This is a genomic window from Croceicoccus marinus (assembly GCF_001661675.2).
GTDB lineage: Bacteria > Pseudomonadota > Alphaproteobacteria > Sphingomonadales > Sphingomonadaceae > Croceicoccus > Croceicoccus marinus.
Map to the genome: position 1 here is coordinate 643634 of NZ_CP019602.1, position 24347 is coordinate 667980.

Here is a 24347-nt window from a genome sequence, read left to right on the forward strand (position 1 = left end):
CCCGGCTGCCGCCTGGCAACCGGGCGCGCGCCGATCAATAGCGGTAATGTTCGGGCTTGAACGGCCCTTCGACCGGCACGCCGATGTAATCGGCCTGGCGCTTCGACAGCGTCGTCAGCTTCACGCCCAGCTTGTCGAGGTGCAGCGCGGCGACCTTCTCGTCCAGGTGCTTGGGCAGGATGTGGACGGCGTTGTCGTACTGGTCGGCCTTGGTGAACAGCTCGATCTGCGCCAGCGTCTGGTTGGTGAAGCTGGACGACATGACGAAGCTGGGGTGGCCCGTGGCGCAGCCCAGGTTCACCAGCCGGCCCTTGGCCAGCACGATGATCTGCTTGCCGTCCGGGAAAGTGACCAGGTCGGTGCCCGGCTTCACTTCCTTCCACTCGTAATTGTCGAGCGCGCTGATCTGGATCTCGCTATCGAAGTGGCCGATGTTGCACACGATCGCCATGTTCTTCATGGCTTCCATGTGCGCGCCGGTGATCACGCCTTCGTTGCCGGTGGCGGTCACGAAGATGTCGCAGCGCTTCACCGCCTCGTCCATGGTGACGACTTCATAGCCTTCCATCGCGGCCTGCAGCGCGCAGATCGGATCGATCTCGGTCACCAGCACGCGCGCGCCGCCGTTGCGCAGCGAATCCGCGCTGCCCTTGCCGACGTCGCCAAAGCCCGCGACGCACGCGACCTTGCCGGCCAGCATCACGTCGGTTGCGCGGCGGATCGCGTCGACCAGCGATTCCTTGCAGCCATAGAGATTGTCGAACTTCGACTTCGTCACGCTGTCGTTCACATTGATCGCGGGGAAGGGCAGCTTGCCCGCCTTGGCGATGTGATACAGGCGGTGGACGCCGGTGGTCGTCTCTTCCGACACGCCCTTGATGGCCTTGACCGTCTCGGTCAGATAGCCGGGCTTCTTCGCGATGAACGCCTTCAGCGCGCGCTGCATCTCGATCTCTTCGGCGTTCTCGGGATCGGGCATGGTCTCGCCCGCTTCCATCCGCGCGCCCCACAGCGCGAACATGGTGGCATCGCCGCCATCGTCGAGGATCATGTTGCAGGTTTCACCATTGCCCGCATCCCAGTCGAAGATGCGGCCGACATAGTCCCAGTAATCGGCCAGGCTCTCGCCCTTGACCGCGAACACGGGAATGCCCTGCTCCGCAATGGCGGCGGCGGCGTGGTCCTGCGTCGAATAGATGTTGCAGGTCGCCCAGCGAACCTCTGCGCCCAGCGCGGTCAGCGTCTCGATCAGCACGGCGGTCTGGATCGTCATGTGCAGCGATCCGGTGATGCGCGCGCCCTTCAGCGGCTGCGACGCGCCATATTCCTCGCGCAGGGCCATCAGGCCTGGCATCTCGGTTTCGGCGATGGCGATCTCGTCCCGGCCATATTCGGCCAGCGAGAGATCGGCGATGACATAATCCTTTTCAGCGACACTGGCCACGGCGGGTGCTCCTGCTATTCGGCTTGGGTTCTTCAAACGGGTCGGCGGGCGCGAAGCCGCGCCTTTGCTGCGCCCGCTCTACAGGCCCAGCCGCGCCAGGGCAAATATAAAGCTTTCTTTATATCGCCTGCGCCCGCTGCCTCTTGCAGGGACAGCAAACAGCTCGCACGACAAGAGGCCGGAGGTCCCCACCCCCGGCCTCTTTCGCGGAAAGGCGCCGAATGGCTGGCCCCTTTCCTCGCGCGCCCCGCCATGCGGGGAATTCCGGAAAATCGCGTGTCAGTCGACCATGGCGAATTGCGCGGGCCGGGCGGGCGACAGCAGGTGCTGTGCGGCCAGAACCACCTCGGCCTCGCCGCCATTGTCGGCCAGGTCGCGGGTCACCGCCTTCAGTTGGTCGCATTGCAGCCAGGGGTGGCCCAGCCCGTACCGGTTCGCCATGCCGGTGCTGATCTTGTCCATCTCGCGCCGGGCGCCGCGTTCGCCAAGGCGGGCGTGGCCCTGCTTCAGCGTCTGGTAGGCGGCCTTCATCATCACCACCCGTTTGGCGGCGAAATCCTTGTAGTCGGCCTGGAAATCGTCGGCGCCCTTGCGGCAGCGCAGCGATGTCACCATCAGCATGATGTCCAGCTTGCGCAGGTTCTCGGCCTGCGCGATGTCGGCCGGCGTGGCTGCCAGTGCCGGTGCCGGCATGGCCGCCAGCATCGCGCTTGCCGCCGCGGCCGCGGCGAATGTCCTGAAAGTCCCCATTTCGCGTATCCCCGTTTGCCCGGGCCGCCCCTTGGCCCTAGGCGCAGGATCGCGCGATTCCTTTACCGGATATTGAAGCTCCGCGGTAAATCGATCTTTACCATCGCCAGTCGCCCCGCCAGCGCCTTGCACCTTGGGCGGCAGCACCTATGTCTCGCCCTGACGCGCGGAAATGGCGCGGACACGGGAAAGAAGGACACACCACCATGACCATCAAGCAGGGCGACAAGCTGCCCGACGTGACGCTGACCAAGACCACCCCCGACGGCCCGGAAAAGGTCCAGTCCGCCGATTATTTCGCCGGCAAGAAGATCGCCCTGTTCTCGGTTCCCGGCGCGTTCACGCCGACCTGTTCGGCCAAGCACCTGCCGGGCTTCGTCGACAAGGCGGACGAGCTGAAGTCGAAGGGCGTGGACGAGATCGCCTGCACCGCGGTCAACGATCCGTTCGTGATGCAGGCGTGGTGCGACCGCGACGGCAGCGAGTCGATCACCATGCTGGCCGACGGCAATGCCGATTTCGCCGAGGCGCTGGGCCTGACGATGGACGGTTCGGGCTTCGGCCTGGGCAAGCGCGGCCAGCGCTGGTCGATGATCGTGGACGACGGCACCGTCACCGAACTGAACGTCGAGGATCCCGGCGCGTTCGAGAAGTCGAGCGCCGAGCACATGCTGGGCCAGCTCTGACCGGGCCTTGAGCAGTATTGAAGCGCGAAGGGGCGGCCGGTCATCCGGTCGCCCCTTTTCGCGTCCGGTCCGGGCCGAAAAGACGGGACGCGGATCGTCCCGCCGCATAAAAATGACGATTGGCGGGAAACCGTCATCGCCCATTCGCATTTCTGTGGAACATGCCGTAGCAACATAGCGCCTTGCGGAGGTCCGGTCAGAAGCCATGCGATCCGTGTTGTCGTCCGAATGCCGTCTCCCTTTCCTGCTTGTCGCGGGCCCTTGCGGCATGATCGCGCTGGCGGTGCCCGCCGCTGCACAGGATCTGGTCGCGCCGCACCAGCCGCGCCCGCATCAGGGAATGCTCGCTCTCGATTTCGACCTGGTCCCCCTCGATCCGCGCGCGGTGCTTGCCCTGGCAGAAGCGGAGGAGGTCGCGGAGAGCGAGGATGAAGAGGAAGGCGCGCTGGACGAGCCGGAGATGCCGATCCGCCCGTGGGACGATGAAGGGCTGAAGCGCGAATGGTCGATCATCCCGATCGACGACGGCCCCGCGCTGGAAGTGGCCGCACTGGGCGGCGGGCGCAAGAAATCGGGCAAGCTGGCCCATGTGCGGGTCAGCTGGGCGTTCTAGGCGGCCCAGCCAACCCCATCTGCGCCGACCCCATCTGCGCCGACCCGATCTGCGACAGCCGTCAGCTACCCCGCCTGGGCAGCCATTCTTCCAGCCATTTGATCGAATAATCGCCGTTCAGGAAATCGTCCTGGCGGATCAGTTCCTCGTGAAGCGGGATCGAGGTCTTGACCCCCTCGATCACCATTTCCTCCAGCGCGCGCTTCAGCCGCATGATGCAGCCTTCGCGCGTGCGGCCATAGACGATCAGCTTGGCGATCATCGAATCGTAATAGGGCGGGATGCGATAGCCCGCATAGATCCCGCTATCGACGCGCACATGCATGCCGCCCGCCGCGTGATAGCTGGTGACCATCCCCGGCGAGGGGGTGAAGTTGAACGGATCCTCGGCATTGATGCGGCATTCGATCGCATGGCCGGTGAATTCCACGTCTGCCTGTTTCACCGACAGCGGCTTGCCGGCCGCGATGCGGATCTGCTCGCGTACCAGGTCGAGGCCGGTGATCGCTTCGGTCACCGGATGCTCCACCTGCAGGCGGGTGTTCATCTCGATGAAATAGAACTTGCCGTTCTCCCACAGGAACTCGATCGTGCCCGCGCCGCGATAGCCCATGTCGGCCATGGCCTTGGCGCAGACGCCGCCCATGCGGTCGCGCTCTTCGGAGCTGATGACGGGCGAGGGGGCTTCCTCCAACACCTTCTGGTGGCGGCGCTGCAGCGAACAGTCGCGCTCGCCCAGATGAATCGCCTGGCCCTTGCCGTCGCCGAACACCTGGAATTCGATGTGGCGCGGATTGCCGAGATATTTCTCGATATAGACGGTGTCGTCGCCGAACGCGGACTTGGCTTCCGAGCGCGCCGCGCTCATCAGCGCGGGCAATTCGGCGGCGTTGTTCACCACCTTCATGCCGCGCCCGCCGCCGCCGCTGGCTGCCTTGACCAGCACCGGATAGCCGATCTCCTCGGCCAGCTTCAGCGCCTCGTCGGCGGATTCGACCGCGCCCGCGCTGCCCGGAACCAGCGGCAGGCCCAGCGCACCCGCGGTGCGCTTGGCCTCGACCTTGTCGCCCATGGTGCGGATATGCTCGGGCTTGGGACCGATCCACTTGATGTCATGCGCCTCGACGATTTCGGCGAAGCGGGCGTTTTCGGACAGGAAGCCGTAACCGGGATGGATCGCATCCGCGCCGGAAATCTCCGCCGCCGAGATGATAGCCGCGATGTTGAGATAGCTTTCGCTGGCAGGCGCAGGGCCGATGCAGACCGAATGGTCGGCAAGGCGGACATGCATCGCATCGGCATCGGCGGTGGAATGCACCGCGACGGTCTCGATGCCCATTTCATGCGCGGCGCGGTGGACGCGAAGCGCGATCTCGCCCCGGTTCGCTATCAGGATACGCTTGATGGCCATGGTCAGCGGCTCGCCGTCACTCGATCACGACAAGCGGCTGGTCGAATTCGACCGGGTCCGCATTGCCGACCATGATGGCGGAAACCGTGCCCGCGCGCGGCGCCTGGATGGCGTTCATCACCTTCATCGCCTCGACGATGACCAGCGTGTCGCCGGCGCTGACCTGCTGGCCCACCTTGATGAAATCGGGCGCGCCGGGTTCGGGCGCCAGATAGACGGTGCCGACCATCGGGCTCTTCACCGCGTCGCCATTGGCGGCAGAGGGCGCCGACGCGCCGGCATCCGACGCGGCGGGACCCTGCGCGGGCATGCCTGCCGGATGCGCTTGTGCCTGCATCGCCGGGGCGGGCGCGGCATAGGATGCCACGCTTGCCGCGCGCGATACGCGGATCTTGCGGTCGCCGTCCTCGACCTCGATCTCGGTCAGGCCGGTTTCGCCCAGCAGTTCGGCCAGTTCGCGCACCAGCGCGCTATCGACATTCATTCCCGTATTCTTACGGCCGGGAGCGGATTTTTCGTCGCCCATCCATACCCTCGCTTGAGGTTGCACAATGGGTGCGGCCTATGCGCTTGTGCTTGGCAGAGGGCAAGGGGGGCAAGGTTCTTTCTGGGAAAAGCAGGGGCCTTTAGGGGAAGAGCGGGGGCGTTTGGCCAGAAAAGCAGCGGGCTTTACGCGATAACAGGGCGCTTCGGTGGTAAAGAAGGCCCCCCGGCCCGGCCCGTACCCCGCGCCGGGGCGGCGGGCCCGGAAGCGCCGCGCACCCTAGCGCTCGACGCCCTTCACCTTCCCCCACTGGCGCGCGGCGGTATAGCCCAGATAGCCGGTGCCGAAGAGCGCATAGAGCGGTTCGGGCAATGCGCTGAGATAGCCGGTCATGCCGCGCCCGATCGCCTCGGCCGCTTCGGGGCGAAAGGCCGCGACCACCCCCATCGGGATCGCGAACAGGATCAGCGTGTACATCACATACAGGAAGCCCGGCCGCGCACGGCTGGTCCACGGGTCCGACGATTGCGCCTCGGCGACGATGGCGGTCAGGCGCGCCTCGATCGTCCTGAGCTCCTGGCTGTTTTCCAGTTGCAGCAGTTCCAGCTTGGCCCGCTCGCGCGCTTCCTTGTCGGGGGATGACGCGGTCGATGATCTTGGCAATGGGAACGATAAGCGATTCGATAAGCGGCATGGCAGGATCCTGACGACAAGGGTTGGCCCCGCCCCTGTGCCCTGCCGGCGCGATGTAGGAAAATAAAAGAACCGATATGGTTCGTTATTGCCAGGGATCATCATGGAGATACGCACGCTGACCGGACAGGACCTGCTTCAGGCGATCGATGCGCTGGCCGACTTGCGGATCGCGGTGTTCGCCGAATATCCCTATCTCTACGAAGGCAGCGCCGCATACGAGGGTGCGTATGTCCGCGAATTCGTCGCCGAGCCGGGCAGCGTGCTGGTCGCCGCGCTCGACGGGGACCGGATCGTGGGCGCTGCCACCGCCTCTCCGATGGCATCGCAGAAGCCCGCCTTCCGTGCGCCGCTGGAGGAGCGCGGCATTGACACGGGCCGCCTGTTCTATTTCGGCGAAAGCGTGCTGCTACCCGAATATCGCGGGCAAGGTATCGGCCACCGCTTCTTCGACGAGCGTGAGGCTGCCGCACGCGGGGCAGGAGCCGCCGCCGCCTGCTTCGCCTCGGTCATGCGGCCCGCGGATCACCCGCTGCGCCCGGCCAGCTACCGCCCGCACGATGCGTTCTGGACCCGGCGCGGCTATGCGCCGGTCGAGGGGTTGGTGACGCAGCTTGCGTGGAAGGATCGCGGCGAGGCGGCGGAAAGCGCCAAGCCGATGCAGTTCTGGCTGAAACGCTTGTGACGCCCCGCGCCCGGAAATTCAGCGCTTCACGATGCCCTTTTCCAGTATGGCCCCGGCGACCCCCGCGATGTCCGCCGTCTCGCGCCCGCCCGACCAGATCGCGTATTTCAGGCCCAGGAACACGTTCATCCCCATGATCGCCCAGGCGCTCGCCTCGTCCAGGTCCTCGCGCAATTCGCCAGAGGCGACGCCGCGCTGCAGCCGTTCGTGGATGCGCTGCGCCGCCGATTCGTAATGCTGGCGAAAGCTGGCGGGATCGACGAATTCCGCCTCGTCGATAATGCGATAGATTTCCTGGTGCGAGCGAGCGAAATCGAAGAACGCGCCGAATGCCGCGCGCTCGGCGCCCAGCGCGTCATGGCTGCCCGACAGCGCCTCGCGCGCCTCCAGCCCGACGCGGGTGGACAGGTCGCTGACCAGTGCGCGGAACAGCGCGTCCTTGCTGTCGAAATAGGTATAGAAGCTGCCCAGCGCCATGCCTGCGCGCCCGGTGATCGCGCTGATCGACGCCTCGTGGAAACCCTTCTCGCCGAATTCCAGCGCGGCGGCATCCAGCAGCTTGCGCAATGTGCGCCGCCCGCGTTCGGTGCGCGGCTGCTTGCCGCCCGGCAGCGGGGCTGGGCCCAAAGACGCATCATGGGACGAGGCAGGCGCAGGCGTGATTTTCGGGCTCATGACGCCACTCGCTAAACCGCCAAAACGCGCTTGGCAAAATTTTAAAGTTGAAAGGTGGTTCGGGTTTCAATATCCATCATCCCAATAACAAGGTTTCGTTTGGGAGAATACTGGATGCTCATGCCCCGTCTGCGGCATACGACCGCTTGCGCCTTCGTCATCGCCGCCGCCGTCACCGCGCCTTCCGCCTTCGCGCAGGAAATCGACGCCGATGCCGTGGCAGAGCCCAATATCGCCGACGGCACGCCGGTCGACGACGGCATGATCGTCGTCACCGCCCGCCGGCGCGAGGAGCGGCTGATCGACGTGCCGCTGTCGGTGACGGCGATCTCCGGCGATGCGCTGGCCAAGCAGGGCACGCAGACGATCGAGGAGATCGGCGAGCAGGTTCCCAACGTCACGCTGGAAGTGTCGCGCGGCACCAACACCACGCTCAGCGCCTTCATCCGCGGCGTGGGCCAGCAGGACCCGGTCGCCGGGTTCGAGGCGGGCGTCGGCCTCTATGTCGACGATGTCTATCTGAACCGCCCGCAGGCCGCCGTGCTCGACGTCTACGATGTCGAGAGGATCGAGGTGCTGCGCGGCCCGCAGGGCACGCTCTATGGCCGCAACACCATCGGCGGCGCGATCAAATACGTCACCGCCAACCTGCCCGACCGTACCGAGGTCAAGGTGCGCGGCACCTATGGCAGCTATGACCAGGCCGACCTGATCGTCACCGCCTCGACCCCGATCACCGACAGCGTGAAGATCGGCGCCAGCGGCGCGCGCCTGTCGCGCGGCGGCTTCGGCGACAATCTGTATCGGGAAGGCGTCGAGAACTACAACAAGGACGTCTGGGCCGCGCGCGCCACGATCGAGTTCGACAGCGGGCCGTTCTTCGCGCGGCTGTCGGGCGATTATGTCCAGGACAATTCCGAACCGCGCCAGGGCCACCGCCTGATCCCCGGCCTGCTGAGCGGCGCGCCGGTGCTCGACGACGTGTACGACACCCGCGCGGGCCTCGATGTCGTGGACCAGAAGGTCGAGGCATGGGGCGGCGCGCTCAACATGGCGCTGGAAGTGTCGGACACCATCACGCTGAAATCGATCACCGGCTACCGCGAGGATAGCTCGACCAGCCCGATCGACTTCGATTCGCTTCCCGCCGTCGACGTCGACGTTCCCGCGATCTACGAGAACGACCAGTTCAGCCAGGAATTCCAGCTGCTCTACGAAAGCGACCGGCTGTCGGGCGTGCTGGGCGCCTATTACCTGGACGCCAATTCGTTCACCGCCTTCGACGTGGGCATCTGGACCACCGGCGATCTGCTGAACACCCTCAACAACACCACGGTCTTCAGCGGGCTGACCGCGCAGACGCTGGGCGACGTCAACACCAAGACCTGGTCGGTGTTCGGCGATTTCACCTATGACATCTTCGACCGGCTCAGCCTCTCGGTCGGCGGGCGCTATACCTATGACAAGCGGTCGTCGCGGGTGCTGCGCACCACTTTCGTCGGCGGCTATTCCGACCTGTTCGCCGATGGCTCGGTGCCCACAGCGGTCACGTCCGACTTCGACGACAGCGCGACGTTCAAGGAATTCACCCCGCGCGCGTCGATCAGCTTCATGCCGACGCCCGACCAGAACCTTTATTTCACCTATTCCAAGGGCTTCAAGGGCGGCGGCTTCGACCCGCGCGGCCAGACGAGCAGCGCCCCGGATTTCGACGGCGACGGCACCGTGTCCTATGACGAGGTGTACGAATTCATGCAGTTCGACCCCGAAACGGTCGACAGCTTCGAGCTTGGCTACAAGGCATCGCTGCTGGACCGCCGCCTGAACGTCAGCATCGCGGGCTTCATGTCGCAGTACAAGGACGTGCAGATCCCCGGTTCCGCCGGCGTCGATTCCGACGGCGACGGGGTGAACGAGACGTTCGTGGGCATCACCTCGAACGCGGCGGACGCCGACGTGAACGGCGTGGAGTTCGAGATGAATGCCCTGCTGGGCCGCGATTTCGCGGGTATGGGCAGCCGGATGAACGTGAACCTGGCGCTCGGCTATCTGGATGCGAAGTTCAACACCTATATCGACGCCTTCGGCAATGACGTCGCGGACCAGCGCGTGTTCCAGAACACGCCCGAATTCACCGTCAACGCCGGTTTCGACCTGGGCCTGCCGGTCGCAAGCGGCATCGTGGACCTGATCGGATCGGTCTCCACCCGCAGCGACGCCAGCCAGTTCGAGGTGCCGAACCCGCTGCTCGACCAGGACGGCTTCTCGCTCGTGAACGCCAGCGTGGTCTATACCGACGATTCCGACCGCTTCTCGATCGGGGTCCACGGCAAGAACCTGTTCGACAAGCGCTATATCGTGTCGGGCTATAATTTCATCGGGGCGAACGGCGCGCCGACGCTGGGGCGCGAAGGGACGCTGACCGCCTTCTACGGCGATCCGCGCCGCATCTTCGTGACCGGCCAGATGCGCTTCTGACCGCCGGACGGGAAGGCCGGATGCCCGAATATCGCTCTCATCGCTTCCGCAGCGCGGACGGGCGGCTGGACCTGTTCGCCCGGGACTATCCGGGCGACACGCCCGACGCGCCCGCCCTGCTGCTGATGCATGCGCTGACCCGCAACAGCGCCGATTTCGAACCGCTGGTCGACTGGCTAGCGCGTTGGTCGGCCAGCGGGGCAGCAACCGGGTCTGGGGGGCGGTTCCGGCTGGTCGTGCCCGACACGCGCGGGCGCGGCCGGTCGGACCGAGATGCCGAACCGGCGAACTACAACCCGGCGGTCTATGCGCAGGACATGTTCGCGCTGATGGACGATCTGGGACTGGCCAGCGCCGGGCTGATCGGGACGTCGATGGGCGGGCTGGTCGCGATGGCGATGGCGGCGACCGCGCAGCAGGGCGGTTTTCGCGGCCGCCTGGGGCCGGTCATCATGAACGATGTCGGCGCGCATCTGGAACCCGGCGCGCTGGACCGGATCGGCAGCTATGTCGGAAAGTCCGGCCCCTTCGCCGACTGGGACGAAGCGGCCGCGGCCTGCCGCGCGGTCAACGCCCCGGTCTTTCCGGACTTCACCCCGGCCGACTGGATGGATTTCGCCCGCCGCACCTGCCGGGAAACGGGCGAGGGCGTCGCCTATGACTACGACCCGGCCATCGCCGTCCCATTCGAGACGGAAAGCGCGGACGTCGACCTCTGGCCGCTTTGGCAGGCGATGGACGGCCTGCCCGTTCTGGTCGTGCGCGGCGCGAACAGCGACCTGATCACCGCCGCGACGGTGGCCGAGATGGGCCGCCGCCACGACGGCCCCTTCGCTTCGGTGGAAGTGCCGGATCGCGGCCACACGCCCTTGCTGGACGAACCGGCGGCGCGCATGGCGATCAAGACTTTCCTGACGGAGCATTACGCATGATGGGTTTCCGCGCATGACCGCAGCCGCCCCCATGACTTCAGCCACCCCCACGACTGCACCCGCGAGCGCCGCCCGCAAGCCGCGCCCCAATGTGGTGCTGGCGATGCTGCTGGTCGTCTATATCTTCAACTTCATCGACCGTCAGATCCTGGCGATCCTCGCCGCGCCGATCCAGGCCGATCTCGACCTGTCGGACGCGCAGATGGGGATCCTTGGCGGGCTGGCCTTCGCGCTGCTCTATTCGACGCTGGCGGTGCCGCTGGCCGCGCTGGCCGATCGCACCAGCCGCAGCTGGGTCATCACCGTCTCGCTGGTGCTGTGGAGCGGCTTCACCGCGGCCTGCGCGCTGGCGCAGGGGTTCTGGCACATCTTCCTCGCGCGGCTGGGCGTCGGTATCGGCGAGGCGGGGGGCGTCGCGCCCAGCTATGCGCTGATCGGCGATTATTTTCCGTCGAGCCGCCGCGCCTTCGCGCTGTCGGTCTATTCGCTGGGCATTCCGCTGGGATCGGCGGCTGGCGTGCTGGCGGGCGGCTATATCGCCGCGCGGGTCGACTGGCGCATGGCGTTCGTGGTGGTCGGCATCCTCGGCATATTGATCGCGCCCGTCTTCCGCCTGCTGGTGCGCGACAACCGCCCGCAGGTCGCTCCCGGAGAGCCGGTGATGGCCAGGCCCCGCCTTGCCGACACCGCACGGCTGCTGGCGAAGAAGCCGGCATTCTGGTTCCTGTCCTTCGGCGCGGCATCCAGCTCGATGTGCGGCTACGGCCTCGCGTTCTGGCTGCCCAGCCTGCTGCAGAGGAGCTTCGGCCTCGACCTGATGCAATCGGCCTGGTTCTTCGGCCTCGTGCTGCTGATCGGCGGGACCGCGGGCATGCTGCTGGGCGGCTGGATCGGCGACCGGCTGGGCGGGCGCGACCGGGCATGGTTCGCCTGGGTCCCGGCGGGGGCGTTCCTGATCGGCGCGCCCTTGTTCGCGCTCGGCATCATGAGCGGCAGCGTGCTGCTGGCCTTCGCGCTGTTCATCGTGCCGCAGGCGCTGGTCTATGTGTGGCTGGGGCCGGTGCTTTCTGCGGTCCAGCACCTCGTCCCGCCGCCCGCGCGTGCGACCGCCTCGGCGCTGTTCCTGCTGATCAACAATCTGATCGGTCTGGGCGGAGGCATCTATGCGCTGGGCCAGGTCTCGACCCTGCTGGCGCCCGTCTATGGGGACGAGGCGCTGCGTTACTCGATGCTGCTGGGCCTGTCGCTTTACCTGCTGGCGGGCGTGCTGATGCTGCTGGCGGGGCCGGGCCTGCGCAAGGGCTGGGTCGAGGAAGCCTAGGCCAGTTCAAGGATTAAGCTAGTTCGAGGCCGGGCACGTTGATCGTGCGCCCGCCGCCGTAATTCTCGCGCGTCACGATCAGGCCCTTGCGCTCCAGATGCTCCAGCAGCCGCCGGATGCGCCCCGGCGAGCTGGTGCCATAGGCGCGCGACAATTCCTCCTCGTCGGGCGATTCCATGCCTTGCGCCGCCGAGCGCGCGATCAGCAGGAACGGCGCCAGCAGATCGTCGTCCACCTGCGTCCCCAGATCCAGCACGCGCTCGCGCATGACCTCGTCCAGCCTGTCCAGCCCCGCGACGGCGACTGCGAAGCGCCGCCGAAACGCCGCCATGTCCAGCAATGCGGCGGTCGCGCCCCTGCGGCGGCAGGCCATCATGAAGCTCTGGAACTGGCTGGCGGCGGGCTGGAAGGTGATGGCCGCGTCGCTCGCCAGATCGGCCAGGATCTCGTCCAGCATCGCATCGCTTGCCGCCGGGGTCGCGGCTGGCGCGGCGGGCCCGCCCGAAACGGCACGCGGCTGGGCGGCGGGCTGCATGCGGCGGGCCAGCTCCTCCGGGTCCTGCCGCGGCGGCGGGGGAGGGGGCGGCGGCGGAACCGCCTTGTCCAGTTCCTTGTGCAGCAGCGCCTCCATCTCCTCGGGCGCGGCGGAGGGCAGCGGGACCAGCGCGCTGGCATTCACCCGCGATCCCGATTTCACCGGCCCGATCCTGATCGCCACCGGCCGCCGCGTGATCGCCGGACCAAGGCCCAGGAAACGCCCGCGCTCAAGATCGCGGATCTGCTCGGCCTGCCTGCGTTCCATGCCCAGCAAATCGGCGGCGCGCTGCATGTCGATATCCAGGAAGGTGCGCCCCATCAGGAAGTTCGACGCCTCCGCCGCGACGTTCTTGGCCAGCTTGGCCAGCCGCTGCGTCGCGACGATGCCCGCAAGGCCGCGCTTGCGGCCCCGGCACATCAGGTTCGTCATCGCGCCCAGCGACAGGCGGCGCGTATCCTCCGCCATCTCGCCGCTGGCGGAGGGAGCGAACATCTGCGCCTCGTCCACCACGACCAGCGCGGGGAACCAGTGCTCGCGCGGCGCATCGAACAAGGCGTTCAGGAACTGCGCCGAACAGCGGATCTGCAATTCGACATCCAGCCCGTCCAGCCCCAGCACCACCGAGGCGCGGTGCTCGCGCACCCGCGCGGCCAGCGCGACGATCTCCGCCGCCGAATGCGCGCTGGCATCGATCACCACATGGCCGAAATGATCGGACAGCGAGGCGAAGTCGCCCTCCGGGTCGATGATGATCTGCTGCACCATGCCCGCGCTTTCTTCCAGCAGGCGGCGCAGCAGGTGCGACTTGCCCGATCCGGAATTGCCCTGCACCAGCAGGCGCGTGGCGAGCAGCTCCTCCATATCGACGCGCACATCTGCCCCATGCGCGTCCTGACCTATGACAATATGCGAATCCACTCCGGCGGGGTTAGCCGCTGACGGCCCAAGGCCCAAGAGCGGGGCGGGGGCTTTTGCCCGATTGGGTGGTTCGGGGTTTGGAAAGGCAGCTTCGCGGACTTTTGTGCCGAAAGCTGCCTGTCTGCAAACGACCGATTGCGGACGTTCGCCTATGCTCTAAGCTGACAACATGTCCGTATTTGCGACTGCTTCGGAAGTTTGGTCGGTGACCGAGTTAGTTTCTCCGACGATCTGGGCGGCTTCCGTTGTGGTTCCTGCCATTCTCGCGTTTTCGGTTGCACGCTGGCTATCAGGACGCGTCCGCCTACTCCTCCTGCTCATCGTTGTTCCGCTGCCAGTCTGGCTGCTTACATCGTCAATGCTCTACCTTCCGCCAGCGCCGCCGTCCTCATTCGCTTGGTGGGCTGCTGGCATGTTGATGATTGCCCCTGTGGCAGTAGCATGGGCAGTCATTGCTGCGCTCGCCGCGAGAATGGGCTGGAGGAATTTCCGCTAACCTCCCCATTCCGGTCATCGGTCAGTAAAAACCATCCCCTCGAAAGCAGCCATAGCCACGGCAAAGCCGCGGCTGTGACGTCGAACGACAGCGCTGGCTTTGTCGCCCGCACTGTGGTCGGCCACCTTACTTCGCCTCTGCGCGCAGGCGGTGCAGGACCGGTTCGGTATAGCCGCTCGGCTGCTCGCGCCCTTCCAGGATCAGCGCGCGCGAGGCCCTGATCGGCAGGCAGTCGCGCCCGCGCGGCACCATTGGCACATAGGACGGATCGCCTGCGTTCTGCCGGTCGACGACCTCGGCCATGCGCCACAGCGCGGCCTCGACCATGTCGCGGTCGATCACGCCATGTTCCAGCCAGTTGGCAAGGTGCTGGCTGGAAATGCGCAGCGTGGCGCGGTCTTCCATCAGCCCGACGTCGTGGATGTCGGGCACCTTGGAGCAGCCGACGCCCTGGTCGATCCAGCGCACGACATAGCCCAATATGCCCTGGCAATTGTTGTCGACTTCCTCGCGGATTTCGTCGTCCGACCAGTTCGCGTCATCAGCCAGCGGCACGGTCAGCAGCGCGGACAGCGGCGCGATGCTTTCCTTCGCGCGCTCGGCCTGCCGCGCGGCGACGTCGCAGCGGTGGTAATGGGTGGCATGCAGCGTGGCCGCGGTGGGCGAGGGCACCCAGGCGGTCGTCGCGCCGCTTTGCGGATGGCCGATCTTCTCGGCCAGCATCGCCTGCATCCGGTCGGGCGCGGCCCACATGCCCTTGCCGATCTGCGCGCGCCCCGCAAATCCGCAGGCCAGCCCGATCTGGACATTGCGATCCTCGTAAGCCTTGATCCATTCGGCTTGCTTGATCGCGGCCTTGCGCAGCATCGGGCCCGCCAGCATCGAGGTGTGGATCTCGTCTCCCGTGCGGTCCAAGAAACCGGTGTTGATGAAGAACACCCGGTCCTTCACCGCATGGATGCAGGCCGCCAGATTGGCGCTGGTGCGGCGCTCCTCGTCCATCACGCCGACCTTGATCGTGTTGCGCCTCAGCCCCAGCATGTCCTCCACCGCGTCGAACAGATCGTTGGTGAACGCGCATTCATCGGGCCCGTGCATCTTGGGCTTCACGATATAGACCGACCCGGCGCGGCTGTTGGTGTTCTGGCCCAGGTCCTTCAGATCGTGCCCCTTAATATCATGCAGGGCGATCAGCGAGGTAATCGCCGCGTCCATGATGCCTTCGGGGATGTCGCTGCCGTTCGGCAGGCGGATCGCCGGATTGCGCATCAAATGCCCGACATTGCGGACCAGCAAAAGGCTGCGCCCCGGCAGCGTCAACTCGCCCGCATCGGTCGCATAGGTCCGGTCGGGGCTGGCGCGGCGGATCATCGTCTCGCCGTTTTTGCTGAACTCGGCAGTCAGGTCCGACCGGACGATCCCCAGCCAGTTGCGAAAGGCGGCGGTCTTGTCAGCCGCATCGACCGCGGCGACCGAATCCTCTAGGTCGACGATGGTGGTCAGCGCCGATTCCAGCTCGATATCCGCGATGCCCGCCGGGTCGTTCCGGCCAATCGAATGGCCGGGATCGATCACCAGCTCGATATGCAGACCGTTATGGCGCAGCAGGATATTGTCACCGCGCATGCCGACATATTGCGAAGGGTCGGCAAGCTGCGGCCTGCCGCCGGTCCACGCTTCCCAAGACCCGTCGGCCAGCGGAACCGCATCGTCCAGGAACGCCTTGGCCCAGCCGATCACGCGCGCGCCGCGCTCCTCGTCATATGCCTTGCCCTGCGGCAGCGAGCCATCCAGCGCATCGGTGCCATAGAGCGCATCATACAGGCTGCCCCAGCGCGCATTGGCGGCATTGAGCAGGAACCGCGCATTCAGCACCGGCACGACCAGCTGCGCGCCCGCGACCTCGGCGATTTCCGGATCGACGCCTGTCGTGCCGATGGTGAAGGGCGCGGGCTCTGGCACCAGATAGCCGATCTCGCGCAGGAACGCCTCGGGCGCGCCGCTGGCGGCACCGGGATTCTCGCGGTGCCAGCCGTCGATATCCGCCTGCAACCGGTCGCGCGTCATCAGCAGGTCGCGACCCTGCGGCTCGAACCGGGCAGTCAGATCGGCCAGCCCCTGCCAGAAGCGATCGTTCGAAATGCCGGTCCCCGGCATGGCTTCATTTTCCACGAAGCTCGCCAGGGACGGGTCGACTTGCAACCCGGCTCGCGTGACGGTTCCGGCCTCCCCGCCGGACGTCGCGTTGTCGTGGTGCAAATCTTTCAGCATAATCCGTCCTTCCCGTGCGCGGCCCCGGTGCGCGGCGCCGGGGCGCGTATCCTCTCGATTGGTGAAACCGTCAGCCCATCCGCCCAAGGCGGTGGTGCAGGTTCACGAACTTGGGCGTCTCGATATCGTCCTGGTTGTTCTTGATGAACTCGACCACGGCGCGGCGGATCAGGCGCGAATCCTCGGTCGAGAAGACCGGACGGGCAAGTGCGGGTGCGGGCATTTTACTTCTCCTTCCTATGTGTCGCGCGGCTGGGTCAGGCCGCAAATTGGTTCCCCCGCGGCCTTTAGGCCGCAAATTGATTCATCGTATTGTCCTTGCCGCCGGCTTTCAGGGCCGCCTCACCGGCAAAGGCCTCCTTGTGGTCGTCCCCGATGTCGGACCCTGCCATGTTCTGGTGCTTCACGCAGGCGATGCCTTCGCGGATCTCCTTGCGCTGGACGCCCTTGACGTAGCCCAGCATCCCGGCCCCGCCGAAATATTCGCGGGCGAGATTGTCGGTCGACAGCGCCGCCGTGTGATATGTCGGCAGGGTGATGAGGTGGTGGAAGATCCCCGCCTCGCGCGCCGCGTCCTTCTGGAAGGTGCGGATGCGCTCGTCGGCTTCGTCCGCCAGATCGGTGCCGTCGTAATCCACGCTCATCAGCCTGGCCCGGTCATAATCGGACACGTCGCGTCCCTCGGCTTCCCAGGCGTCGAACACCTGCTGGCGGAAGCTCAGCGTCCAGTTGAAGCTGGGCGAGTTGTTATAGACCAGCTTGGCGTTCGGAATGACCTCGCGGATGCGGTTCACCATGCCGCCGATCTGGCCGATATGCGGCTTCTCCGTCTCGATCCACAGCAGGTCCGCCCCGTTCTCCAGCGCGGTGATGCAGTCGAGCACGCAGCGGTCCTCGCCGGTTCCGGCCCGGAACTGATAGAGGTTCGAGGGCAGGCGTTTCGGTGCCAGCAGCTTCCCCTGGCGGCTGATGAAGACCTGCCCGTTGGCGATGTCCGACGGCGCAACCTCCTCGCAGTCCAGGAACGCATTGTACCGGTCGCCCAGGTCGCCCGGTTCCTTGCTGAACGCGATCTGCTTGGTCAGCCCCGCACCCAGCGAGTCGGTGCGGGCGACGATGATGCCGTCCTCCACGCCCAGTTCCAGGAACGCATAGCGGATCGCCCGGATTTTCTGCAGGAAATCCTCGTGCGGAACCGTGACCTTGCCGTCCTGGTGGCCGCATTGCTTCTCGTCCGAGACCTGGTTCTCGATCTGAAGCGCGCAGGCGCCCGCCTCGATCATCTTCCTGGCCAGCAGATAGGTCGCCTCGGCATTGCCGAAGCCGGCGTCGATATCGGCGATGATCGGCACGACGTGGGTCTGGTGCTCGTCGATCTCGCGCAGCAGGCGGTGGGTATTGACCGCATCGCCCGCGTCCTTGGCGGCGTCCAGATCGCGGAACAGCATGCCCAGCTCGCGCGCATCGGCCTGGCGCAGGAAGGTATAGAGCTCCTCGATCAGCGCCGGAACGCTCGTCTTCTCGTGCATCGACTGGTCGGGCAGGGGCCCGAACTCGCTGCGCAGCGCGGCGACCATCCAGCCGGACAGGTACAGGTACCGCCCCTTGGTGGTGCCGAAATGCTTCTTGATCGAAATCATCTTCTGCTGCCCGATGAAACCGTGCCAGCAGCCCAGCGACTGGGTGTAGCTGGCAGGATCGGCGTCATAGGCGGCCATGTCCTCGCGCATGATCTTCGCGGTATAGCGCGCGATGTCGAGCCCGGTGCGGAAGCGGTTCTGCACCGCCATGCGCGCGGCCGTGTCGGGATCGATCGCGGCCCATTTTGCGCCAAGGCTGGCGATGGTGGCGCGCTGGCGCTGGATTTCGGCTGCGTAGGTCATGCGTTCTCGGCCCTCATGCAAATTGTTCGTCGGCCCCGAATCGTCCGGGGGCATGACCAGTGTTGTGCAATGCGAAACGGATGCCGGACACCGCGCCCGGTGTGTCCTTGTCAAACTTTACAGGATTTGCTTGTATAGTTGTAAAGCTATCTACAGTCGGACCCCGAACCCATGGCGCGCAAGGCAATCTATCTCGGCCCCAGGCTCAAGCGCATGCGGCGCGAAATGGGGCTGACGCAGGCCAACATGGCCGCCGATCTCGACATCTCACCCAGCTATATCGCGCTGATGGAGCGCAACCAGCGTCCCGTCACGGCCGAGCTGCTCCTCAATATCGCAACCACCTACCGCATCGACATCGCCGACCTCGCCAATGACGACAGCGAGGAGACGACGACCAGGCTTCAGGCGGTGCTGCGCGATCCGATCTTCGCCGACATCGACCTGCCCGGGCTGGACGTCGCCGACATCGCCGCCAGCTTCCCCGGTTTCGCCGAGGCGTTGATGCGGCTCCACACCGCCTATGGCGAGGAACAGCTGGCGCTTGCCGCGCGCAGGGAAGGCGGCGAGGGCGGCGAGACTGCCGCGCCCGACCCGGTGGCCGAGGCGCGCGGCTTCCTAGCGGCGCGGCGCAACTGCTTTCCTTCGCTCGACGACAGTGCCGCGCTGGCCGCGCAGGACCTGCCGAACATCGCCGCCATGATCGACCGCATCCGCGACCGCCACCGGATCGAGGTCAGCTTCGCCCCGCCCGAGATGCTGATGGGGGCGCTGCGCTGGTACGATTACCACCGCCGCCGCGTGCTGTTCTCGCGCCAGCTCGACCACAAGGCGCGGCGCTTCCAGCTCGCCCTCCAGATCGCGGTGCTGGAACGCGGGGACGAGATCGACGCCGCCATCGCCGAGGGCCGGTTCGAAACCGACAATGGCCGCGTGCTGGCCCGCCGCGCGCTGGAATCGTATTGGGCCGCGGCGCTGCTGATGCCCTATCGCCCGTTCCTCGATGCGGCGAAAAGGCTGCGCTATGACATCGACGCGCTCACCTATGAATTCCAGGTCAGCTATGAACAGGTCGCGCACCGGTTGACCACGCTGCAGAAACCGGGGGCCGAAGGCGTGCCCTTCTTCTTCATCCGCGTCGACCGCGCGGGCAATGTGTCGAAACGGCTGGACGGGGCGGGCTTCCCCTTCGCGCGCCACGGCGGGGCCTGTCCGCTGTGGAACGTGCACCAGGCGTTCGACCGGCCGGGCGACGTGCTGGTCCAGCGCATCGAACTGCCGGACGGGGAACGCTATGTCTCGGTCGCGCGCACGGTGATCTCGGGCGGGGGCAGCTTCGACGCGCCGCGCATCACGCGCGCGGTCGCGCTGTGCTGCGCCGATTCGCGGGCGGGCGAACTCACCTATTCGGATCGCCTGGATGCCGCGCAATCGACGCCCATCGGGATCGCCTGCCGCTTCTGCCACCGGCCGCAATGCATCGCGCGGTCCGCCCCGCCGATGGGGCGCGAATTGCGCTTCGATCACTACCGCCGATCGGGCGTGCCGTTCGCGTTTGCCGATGAATGATCCGGGCACTCCGATGATTGGGGCATTAAAAATTAGGGCATCGCGGCAAACTCTGCTATGGCGGCTGCGCTGACGTCGAAAATTGCGACGGACTTCGGCATTTGACGACCGCCAGAAACTGCATTTGCAATCTGGCGCAAATTAGACGGCGACTTCCTCTTCTTGGACGACTTTACGCACGACCGCTGCTGCATTTCGTAACAGCACTTACTACGTTCTTGAAAGGAACATCTTATGTCGAAGACCGGCACCGTGAAATTCTTCAATTCCGACAAGGGCTATGGTTTCATCCAGCCCGACGATGGCTCGGCTGACAGCTTCGTTCACATCTCGGCCGTCCAGGCGGCTGGCATGCAGACGCTCGATAAGGAACAGCGCCTGAACTACGAAGTCGAAATGGGCCGCAATGGCAAGGCCAGCGCCGTCAATCTGTCGGCTGCCGACTGATTTCGCATCGCCCCGCGCCGTCGAACGATGGGCGCGGGGCCATGTTTCTCCACTTGGACGTGTCCCTCCACCTAGACGGGAGCCTGCGTGAGCCAGACTTTTGAATTCTACGACGCCCGCGCCCGCGAGGCTGCGGCAGAGGCCGATCAGGCCACTCTCGACAATGTGAGGGACCGCAATCTGCGCGCCGCCAAGACCTGGCGCGGCCTTGCCGACCAGGCCCGCCGCGTGCTGGCCGAACGCAACAAGGCCGAGCAGGAGCGCGTCGACCGCCGCAAGGCCGAGGCTGAAGAAGCCGAAGAGGCCGAAGTGAACGGCGCCGAATAGGCGCGTCCGTTCCAGTGTCCCCGCCGACAAGTCCGGCGCGGGATTTACTGTCCTACATCGAAGATCCGCGCTAGCTGCAGCCTTGTTCCACGCGGGACAGGGCTCTTTGGCATTGCCGGAATTTTCGCAGGGGGTGCATGGTGTCACCCTCGCCCCCGAAAACGGCTGCTCTCCGCGAGTTTGCGCCGGGTGACGGGCGTTGGAGGATGTGTCGCCTGTGTCAACCTTGGGGTGTCAACCGGCGGCTGCCAGCCGTCGCTCTCAATCGGCGGCCGTCTCCGCCAATTGCGCGGCAATCGCCTCGATCACTGATGGATCCTCGATGGTCTGCGGCACCACGATCTCCTCGCCATTGACGATGGAGCGCAGCAGGTTGCGCAGGATCTTGCCCGACCGCGTCTTGGGCAGCCCGTCCACGAACCACACGCTGCGCGGACTCGCGATGGGGCCGATGGTCTCGCGCACCGAGGCGATCAGTTCCTTGCGGACCAGATCGGGATTGCCGCCATCCCGGCGAGGGACAACAAAGGCCACCGCCATCTCGCCCTTCAGCGCGTCCGCCGCGCCGACCACCGCGCATTCCACGACCTCGGGGTGGGCGGCGACGACCTCCTCCATCTGTCCCGTCGACAGGCGGTGGCCCGCCACGTTGATGATGTCGTCGGTGCGGCCCATGATGTGGATGAAGCCGTCGGCGTCGATCATGCCCGCATCGCCGCTGGTATAGTGCCTCGGAAAGTCGGCAAAGCCTTCGGCAAAACGTTCGGGATTGTTCCACAGGGCGCGAAACGCGCCCGGCGGCAGCGGCTGTTCGATCAGCAGATTGCCGACCGTGCCGGGGGCGACCTTTCGGTGGTTGTCGTCCTGCACGCTGAAGCGGAAACCGGGCACCGCGCGCCCGGCGCTACCGGGCCGGATCTCGCTTTCGCCCAGCCCGTGGCAGGTGGCAATGGCCGGCCAGCCGATCTCGGTCTGCCACCAGTGGTCGATTACCGGCCTGTCCAGCAGATCGGCGATCCAGTTCAGCGTATCGGGATCGGCCCGCTCGCCCGCCAGGAACAGCGCCTGCAGCGACGACAGGTCTGATTTTGCAACGAACGCGCCATCGGGATCGGCGCGGCGGATGGCGCGGATTGCGGTCGGGGCCGTAAACAGCACCTTGACCCGGTGCCGGTCGATCAGCCGCCAGAATATCCCCGCATCGGGAGTGCCCACCGGCTTGCCCTCGAACAGGATGGTCGTGCAGCCCGCCAGCAGCGGACCATAGACGATATAGGAGTGCCCCACGACCCAGCCGATGTCGGACGCGGCCCAGTATACATCGCCCGCAGAAACGCCATAGACATGCGCCATCGACCAGGCGAGCGCGGTCGCATAGCCGCCGGTGTCGCGCACCACCCCCTTGGGCGTGCCGGTCGTGCCGGAGGTATAGAGGATGTAGAGCGGGTCGGTCGATTTCACCGGTACGCAATCGACGGGGTCGGCGGCGTCATGGGCGGCCTGCCAGTCGATATCCCGATTCGGCGTAAGTTCGGCGCGCAATTCCTTGCGCTGCAGCAGGATGACGGTGTCGGGCTTGTGCCTGCACTGCCCGATCGCGCTGTCGAGCAGCGGCTTGTAGGCGATGGTCCGCCCGGGCTCCAGCCCGCACGAAGCAGTGAGGACGCAGACCGGCTGGCAATCGTCGATCCGCTTGGCCAGTTCGGGCGCGGCGAACCCGCCGAACACCACGCTGTGCACCGCGCCGATGCGCGCGCAGGCCAGCATGGCAAACACCGCCTCTGGAACCATGGGCATGTAGATGACGACGCGGTCGCCCCGTTTCACACCGGCGCCCGCCAGCATGCCCGCGGTTTTCGCAACCCGCGTCAGCAGTTCGCGATAGGTGAAGGTCGCCGCCCGGCCAGAGATGGGGCTTTCATAGATCAGTGCCTGCTGATGGCCTCGCCCCTCGGCCACATGCCGATCGACTGCATTGTGGCACAGGTTGATCGACCCGTCGGGAAACCACAGGTCGTCGTCCCGGTCATGCGCGCGGGCCGGAAACGCCGCCCAGTCGAGCGATCTCGCCGCCTCGAGCCAAAAGCCTTCGGGATCGCGCCGTGCCTGTTCGATGGCTGCCTGATAATTCATCGCGTTACCCGCTTTCTGCATCGTCAGAAACTGTACTTGGCCGAGGCCTGGATCTTCTGCAGATTGCCGCTGGCACCGCCCTCGTTCTCCCGCTCGGCATACATGTACTCCAGCCCCAGATCGAGCTTGGGTACTGGCGAGTAGATGATGTTGGCCAGCGCGTTCCACACATTGTCGGTGGGGCTGGTGCCGGTCAGGTCGACCGGATTGTCCGCCTTGAAATAGCTGCCGGCGATGGTGGAATGCAGCCTTTCGCTCCACACATGCCGGAACGCGGCAAAGCCCGCATAGGTCGGGATCGGGTCGAGATTGCCATTCGCGTCGATCGCGGCATCGTTCACGATATTGGCGCCGATGTACCGGCCCAGACCTTCGCCCGCGGTCGCCATAACGCGCAGATCGTCCCGCTCGCCCAGCGCGATCCTGCCCGATACGGAAACGCCATAGCCGAATGCGCTGTCGCCGCCCTGGGGCAGGATGCGCCCGGACGCGTGCAACTGGCGCAGGATGCCCGCCACCGCGAACCCGCCGCGGTCATAGCGCAGGACGAGATCGGGCATCTGGTCGTCCGAAGGGAGGATGCGCCCGCCCGTTTCGTTGGTAATCGTCGTCTCGGGCTGTTCGACGGCGATGGAGATGCCGCTGTTCGTCCTGTAGCGGATCATCGCCTGCCGGTTGAAGACGGTTCCCGGCATGGTCCCGACGAAGTCCACGCTGTCGGGCAGGGCGGCAACGTTCTGGAAGGTCGACCACGCTTGCCCAAAGGTCCAGCCGCCATAGGTGATATAGGCCTGCCGCATGCGGGGCAGGTAGCTGTTCGAAACGCGCTGGTCGCCGCCGTCGGTTACCAGGAAGTCCAGCTCCAGCAGTCCGCCCAGCGTCTTGTCGCCGACCGGCGTCTCGCCCTTTAGGATGACGCGGCTCTGCCGTGCGTGAAAATGTGTGTCCCAACCAGAAGGATCGCCGCCGACGGGTATCAGGCTGGGGATGAGAAAGTCGCGATTGATCGAATCGCCGGGGACCTGACCGCCGCTCGTGCGCTGGCTGATCGCGTCCAGCTTGACATAGCCGCCCAGCGTGAACTGCGTCTGCCCGACCCGAAAGCCCTGCGCGTCCTTCTCCTCGACGGCGGCAAGGCGGGTCTCGATCCGGTCCTGCTGCTGCGCGGCGGCGCGCGTCTCGGCGACCGCGGCGCGCATCTCCTGTGCGATCGCGACGTTCTCGGCCGATGCCGCGGCGGTTCCGGACGCGTCTGCGGCATCCATGCGCGCTTCCAGCCTGCCGATCATGGCTTCCAGCCGGTCCAGCCGTTCCTCGACCGTTGCGCCGTCCTGCGCATGCACGGCGGCCGGCACCAGCGCGCTTCCTGCCATCAGCGCCGCTGAGAAAATGGTTTTCCAGACCACTTTTGCTCGTTTCGACATCTCTCTGCTCTCCCCGTAAACGACCGCTCGAGCCTCGTCTGTGCGGGCCTGTCGATCCTGCTCGGTGGGTTGGATCTTGCAGGGGAGGATGAATGTTCCCAGCTAGCGATTGGTCTATAAGACTTTGGTCGCAATGACCGCGCCGGCCTTTCGGGGTTAGGCTTTACCG

General features: G+C 65.9%; 20 protein-coding genes and 1 pseudogene. 9 read left to right on the plus strand and 12 right to left on the minus strand.

Going from position 1 to position 24347, the window contains the following annotated elements:
• Nucleotides 1–34: 34 nt before the first annotated feature.
• Both ahcY and A9D14_RS03090 read right to left on the minus strand, forming a co-directional pair.
• Nucleotides 35–1444 (minus strand): adenosylhomocysteinase, encoded by a 1410-nt coding sequence (ahcY, locus tag A9D14_RS03085; protein WP_066842857.1) that lies wholly within the window; start codon nucleotides 1442–1444, stop codon nucleotides 35–37.
• A 279-nt stretch (nucleotides 1445–1723) separates the two neighbouring features.
• Nucleotides 1724–2194 carry a hypothetical protein gene (locus A9D14_RS03090; RefSeq protein WP_066842859.1) on the minus strand — a complete coding sequence of 157 codons (471 nt, stop codon included), beginning with the start codon at nucleotides 2192–2194 and terminating at the stop codon, nucleotides 1724–1726.
• A 206-nt stretch (nucleotides 2195–2400) separates the two neighbouring features.
• On the opposite strand from A9D14_RS03090, the gene A9D14_RS03095 reads away from it, so the two are divergent.
• Together A9D14_RS03095 and A9D14_RS03100 are read left to right on the plus strand one after the other, a co-directional pair.
• Nucleotides 2401–2880, plus strand: coding sequence for a peroxiredoxin (locus tag A9D14_RS03095; protein WP_066842861.1), 480 nt, complete (start codon nucleotides 2401–2403; stop codon nucleotides 2878–2880).
• Nucleotides 2881–3148: 268 nt separating this feature from the next.
• On the plus strand, nucleotides 3149–3493 hold the full coding sequence (locus A9D14_RS03100) for a hypothetical protein (RefSeq protein WP_066842862.1): 345 nt from the start codon (nucleotides 3149–3151) through the stop codon (nucleotides 3491–3493).
• A gap of 61 nt (nucleotides 3494–3554) precedes the next feature.
• Here A9D14_RS03100 and accC read toward each other — a convergent pair whose 3' ends face one another.
• From accC to A9D14_RS03115, 3 genes and pseudogenes are all read right to left on the minus strand, one after another.
• Nucleotides 3555–4904, minus strand: a complete 1350-nt coding sequence (gene accC, locus A9D14_RS03105; RefSeq protein WP_066842865.1) for an acetyl-CoA carboxylase biotin carboxylase subunit — start codon at nucleotides 4902–4904, stop codon at nucleotides 3555–3557.
• Between the two features lie 16 nt (nucleotides 4905–4920).
• Nucleotides 4921–5388 carry an acetyl-CoA carboxylase biotin carboxyl carrier protein gene (gene accB, locus A9D14_RS03110; RefSeq protein WP_083987979.1) on the minus strand — a complete coding sequence of 156 codons (468 nt, stop codon included), beginning with the start codon at nucleotides 5386–5388 and terminating at the stop codon, nucleotides 4921–4923.
• 279 nt (nucleotides 5389–5667) lie between these two features.
• Nucleotides 5668–6082, minus strand: a pseudogene (locus A9D14_RS03115) (holin family protein).
• A gap of 102 nt (nucleotides 6083–6184) precedes the next feature.
• On the opposite strand from A9D14_RS03115, the gene A9D14_RS03120 reads away from it, so the two are divergent.
• Nucleotides 6185–6766 (plus strand): GNAT family N-acetyltransferase, encoded by a 582-nt coding sequence (locus A9D14_RS03120; protein WP_066842870.1) that lies wholly within the window; start codon nucleotides 6185–6187, stop codon nucleotides 6764–6766.
• A gap of 18 nt (nucleotides 6767–6784) precedes the next feature.
• On the opposite strand, the gene A9D14_RS03125 is transcribed toward A9D14_RS03120, so the two are convergent.
• The gene (locus A9D14_RS03125) at nucleotides 6785–7441 is read right to left on the minus strand and encodes a TetR/AcrR family transcriptional regulator (protein ID WP_083987573.1); all 657 of its coding nucleotides are present in this window, start codon (nucleotides 7439–7441) and stop codon (nucleotides 6785–6787) included.
• A gap of 120 nt (nucleotides 7442–7561) precedes the next feature.
• Here A9D14_RS03125 and A9D14_RS03130 point away from each other — a divergent pair, with 120 nt between their 5' ends.
• Genes A9D14_RS03130 through A9D14_RS03140 form a run of 3 tightly spaced genes read left to right on the plus strand, consistent with a single transcriptional unit; the run spans nucleotide 7562 to nucleotide 12172 of the window.
• Nucleotides 7562–9919, plus strand: coding sequence for a TonB-dependent receptor (locus tag A9D14_RS03130; protein WP_066842871.1), 2358 nt, complete (start codon nucleotides 7562–7564; stop codon nucleotides 9917–9919).
• A gap of 20 nt (nucleotides 9920–9939) precedes the next feature.
• Nucleotides 9940–10851, plus strand: a complete 912-nt coding sequence (locus A9D14_RS03135; RefSeq protein WP_066842873.1) for an alpha/beta fold hydrolase — start codon at nucleotides 9940–9942, stop codon at nucleotides 10849–10851.
• Between the two features lie 31 nt (nucleotides 10852–10882).
• Complete coding sequence (locus A9D14_RS03140; RefSeq protein ID WP_066848097.1) at nucleotides 10883–12172, plus strand: spinster family MFS transporter; 1290 nt, start codon at nucleotides 10883–10885, stop codon at nucleotides 12170–12172.
• A gap of 13 nt (nucleotides 12173–12185) precedes the next feature.
• Here the strand turns inward: A9D14_RS03140 and A9D14_RS03145 are convergent, their stop codons facing one another.
• The 4 genes from A9D14_RS03145 to A9D14_RS03155 all read right to left on the minus strand — a co-directional run bounded on the left by A9D14_RS03145 (nucleotide 12186) and on the right by A9D14_RS03155 (nucleotide 18278).
• Nucleotides 12186–13628: a helicase HerA domain-containing protein gene (locus A9D14_RS03145; RefSeq protein WP_066842875.1), complete on the minus strand. Its 1443-nt coding sequence runs from the start codon at nucleotides 13626–13628 to the stop codon at nucleotides 12186–12188.
• A 622-nt stretch (nucleotides 13629–14250) separates the two neighbouring features.
• Nucleotides 14251–16395: a malate synthase G gene (locus A9D14_RS03150; protein ID WP_066842877.1), complete on the minus strand. Its 2145-nt coding sequence runs from the start codon at nucleotides 16393–16395 to the stop codon at nucleotides 14251–14253.
• A gap of 70 nt (nucleotides 16396–16465) precedes the next feature.
• The gene (locus A9D14_RS19765) at nucleotides 16466–16618 is read right to left on the minus strand and encodes a hypothetical protein (RefSeq protein ID WP_185884015.1); all 153 of its coding nucleotides are present in this window, start codon (nucleotides 16616–16618) and stop codon (nucleotides 16466–16468) included.
• A gap of 64 nt (nucleotides 16619–16682) precedes the next feature.
• Nucleotides 16683–18278 carry an isocitrate lyase gene (locus tag A9D14_RS03155; protein WP_066848100.1) on the minus strand — a complete coding sequence of 532 codons (1596 nt, stop codon included), beginning with the start codon at nucleotides 18276–18278 and terminating at the stop codon, nucleotides 16683–16685.
• 171 nt (nucleotides 18279–18449) lie between these two features.
• Here A9D14_RS03155 and A9D14_RS03160 point away from each other — a divergent pair, with 171 nt between their 5' ends.
• The 3 genes from A9D14_RS03160 to A9D14_RS03170 all read left to right on the plus strand — a co-directional run bounded on the left by A9D14_RS03160 (nucleotide 18450) and on the right by A9D14_RS03170 (nucleotide 20621).
• Complete coding sequence (locus tag A9D14_RS03160) at nucleotides 18450–19847, plus strand: helix-turn-helix domain-containing protein (RefSeq protein WP_066842879.1); 1398 nt, start codon at nucleotides 18450–18452, stop codon at nucleotides 19845–19847.
• A gap of 234 nt (nucleotides 19848–20081) precedes the next feature.
• Nucleotides 20082–20294 carry a cold-shock protein gene (locus A9D14_RS03165; RefSeq protein ID WP_066842888.1) on the plus strand — a complete coding sequence of 71 codons (213 nt, stop codon included), beginning with the start codon at nucleotides 20082–20084 and terminating at the stop codon, nucleotides 20292–20294.
• 87 nt (nucleotides 20295–20381) lie between these two features.
• Nucleotides 20382–20621, plus strand: a complete 240-nt coding sequence (locus tag A9D14_RS03170; RefSeq protein ID WP_066842890.1) for a hypothetical protein — start codon at nucleotides 20382–20384, stop codon at nucleotides 20619–20621.
• A 261-nt stretch (nucleotides 20622–20882) separates the two neighbouring features.
• Here A9D14_RS03170 and A9D14_RS03175 read toward each other — a convergent pair whose 3' ends face one another.
• Nucleotides 20883–22754, minus strand: coding sequence for an AMP-binding protein (locus tag A9D14_RS03175; RefSeq protein WP_066848104.1), 1872 nt, complete (start codon nucleotides 22752–22754; stop codon nucleotides 20883–20885).
• Nucleotides 22755–22777: 23 nt separating this feature from the next.
• Complete coding sequence (locus tag A9D14_RS03180; protein ID WP_066842892.1) at nucleotides 22778–24178, minus strand: DcaP family trimeric outer membrane transporter; 1401 nt, start codon at nucleotides 24176–24178, stop codon at nucleotides 22778–22780.
• Between the last annotated feature and the right edge of the window lie 169 nt (nucleotides 24179–24347).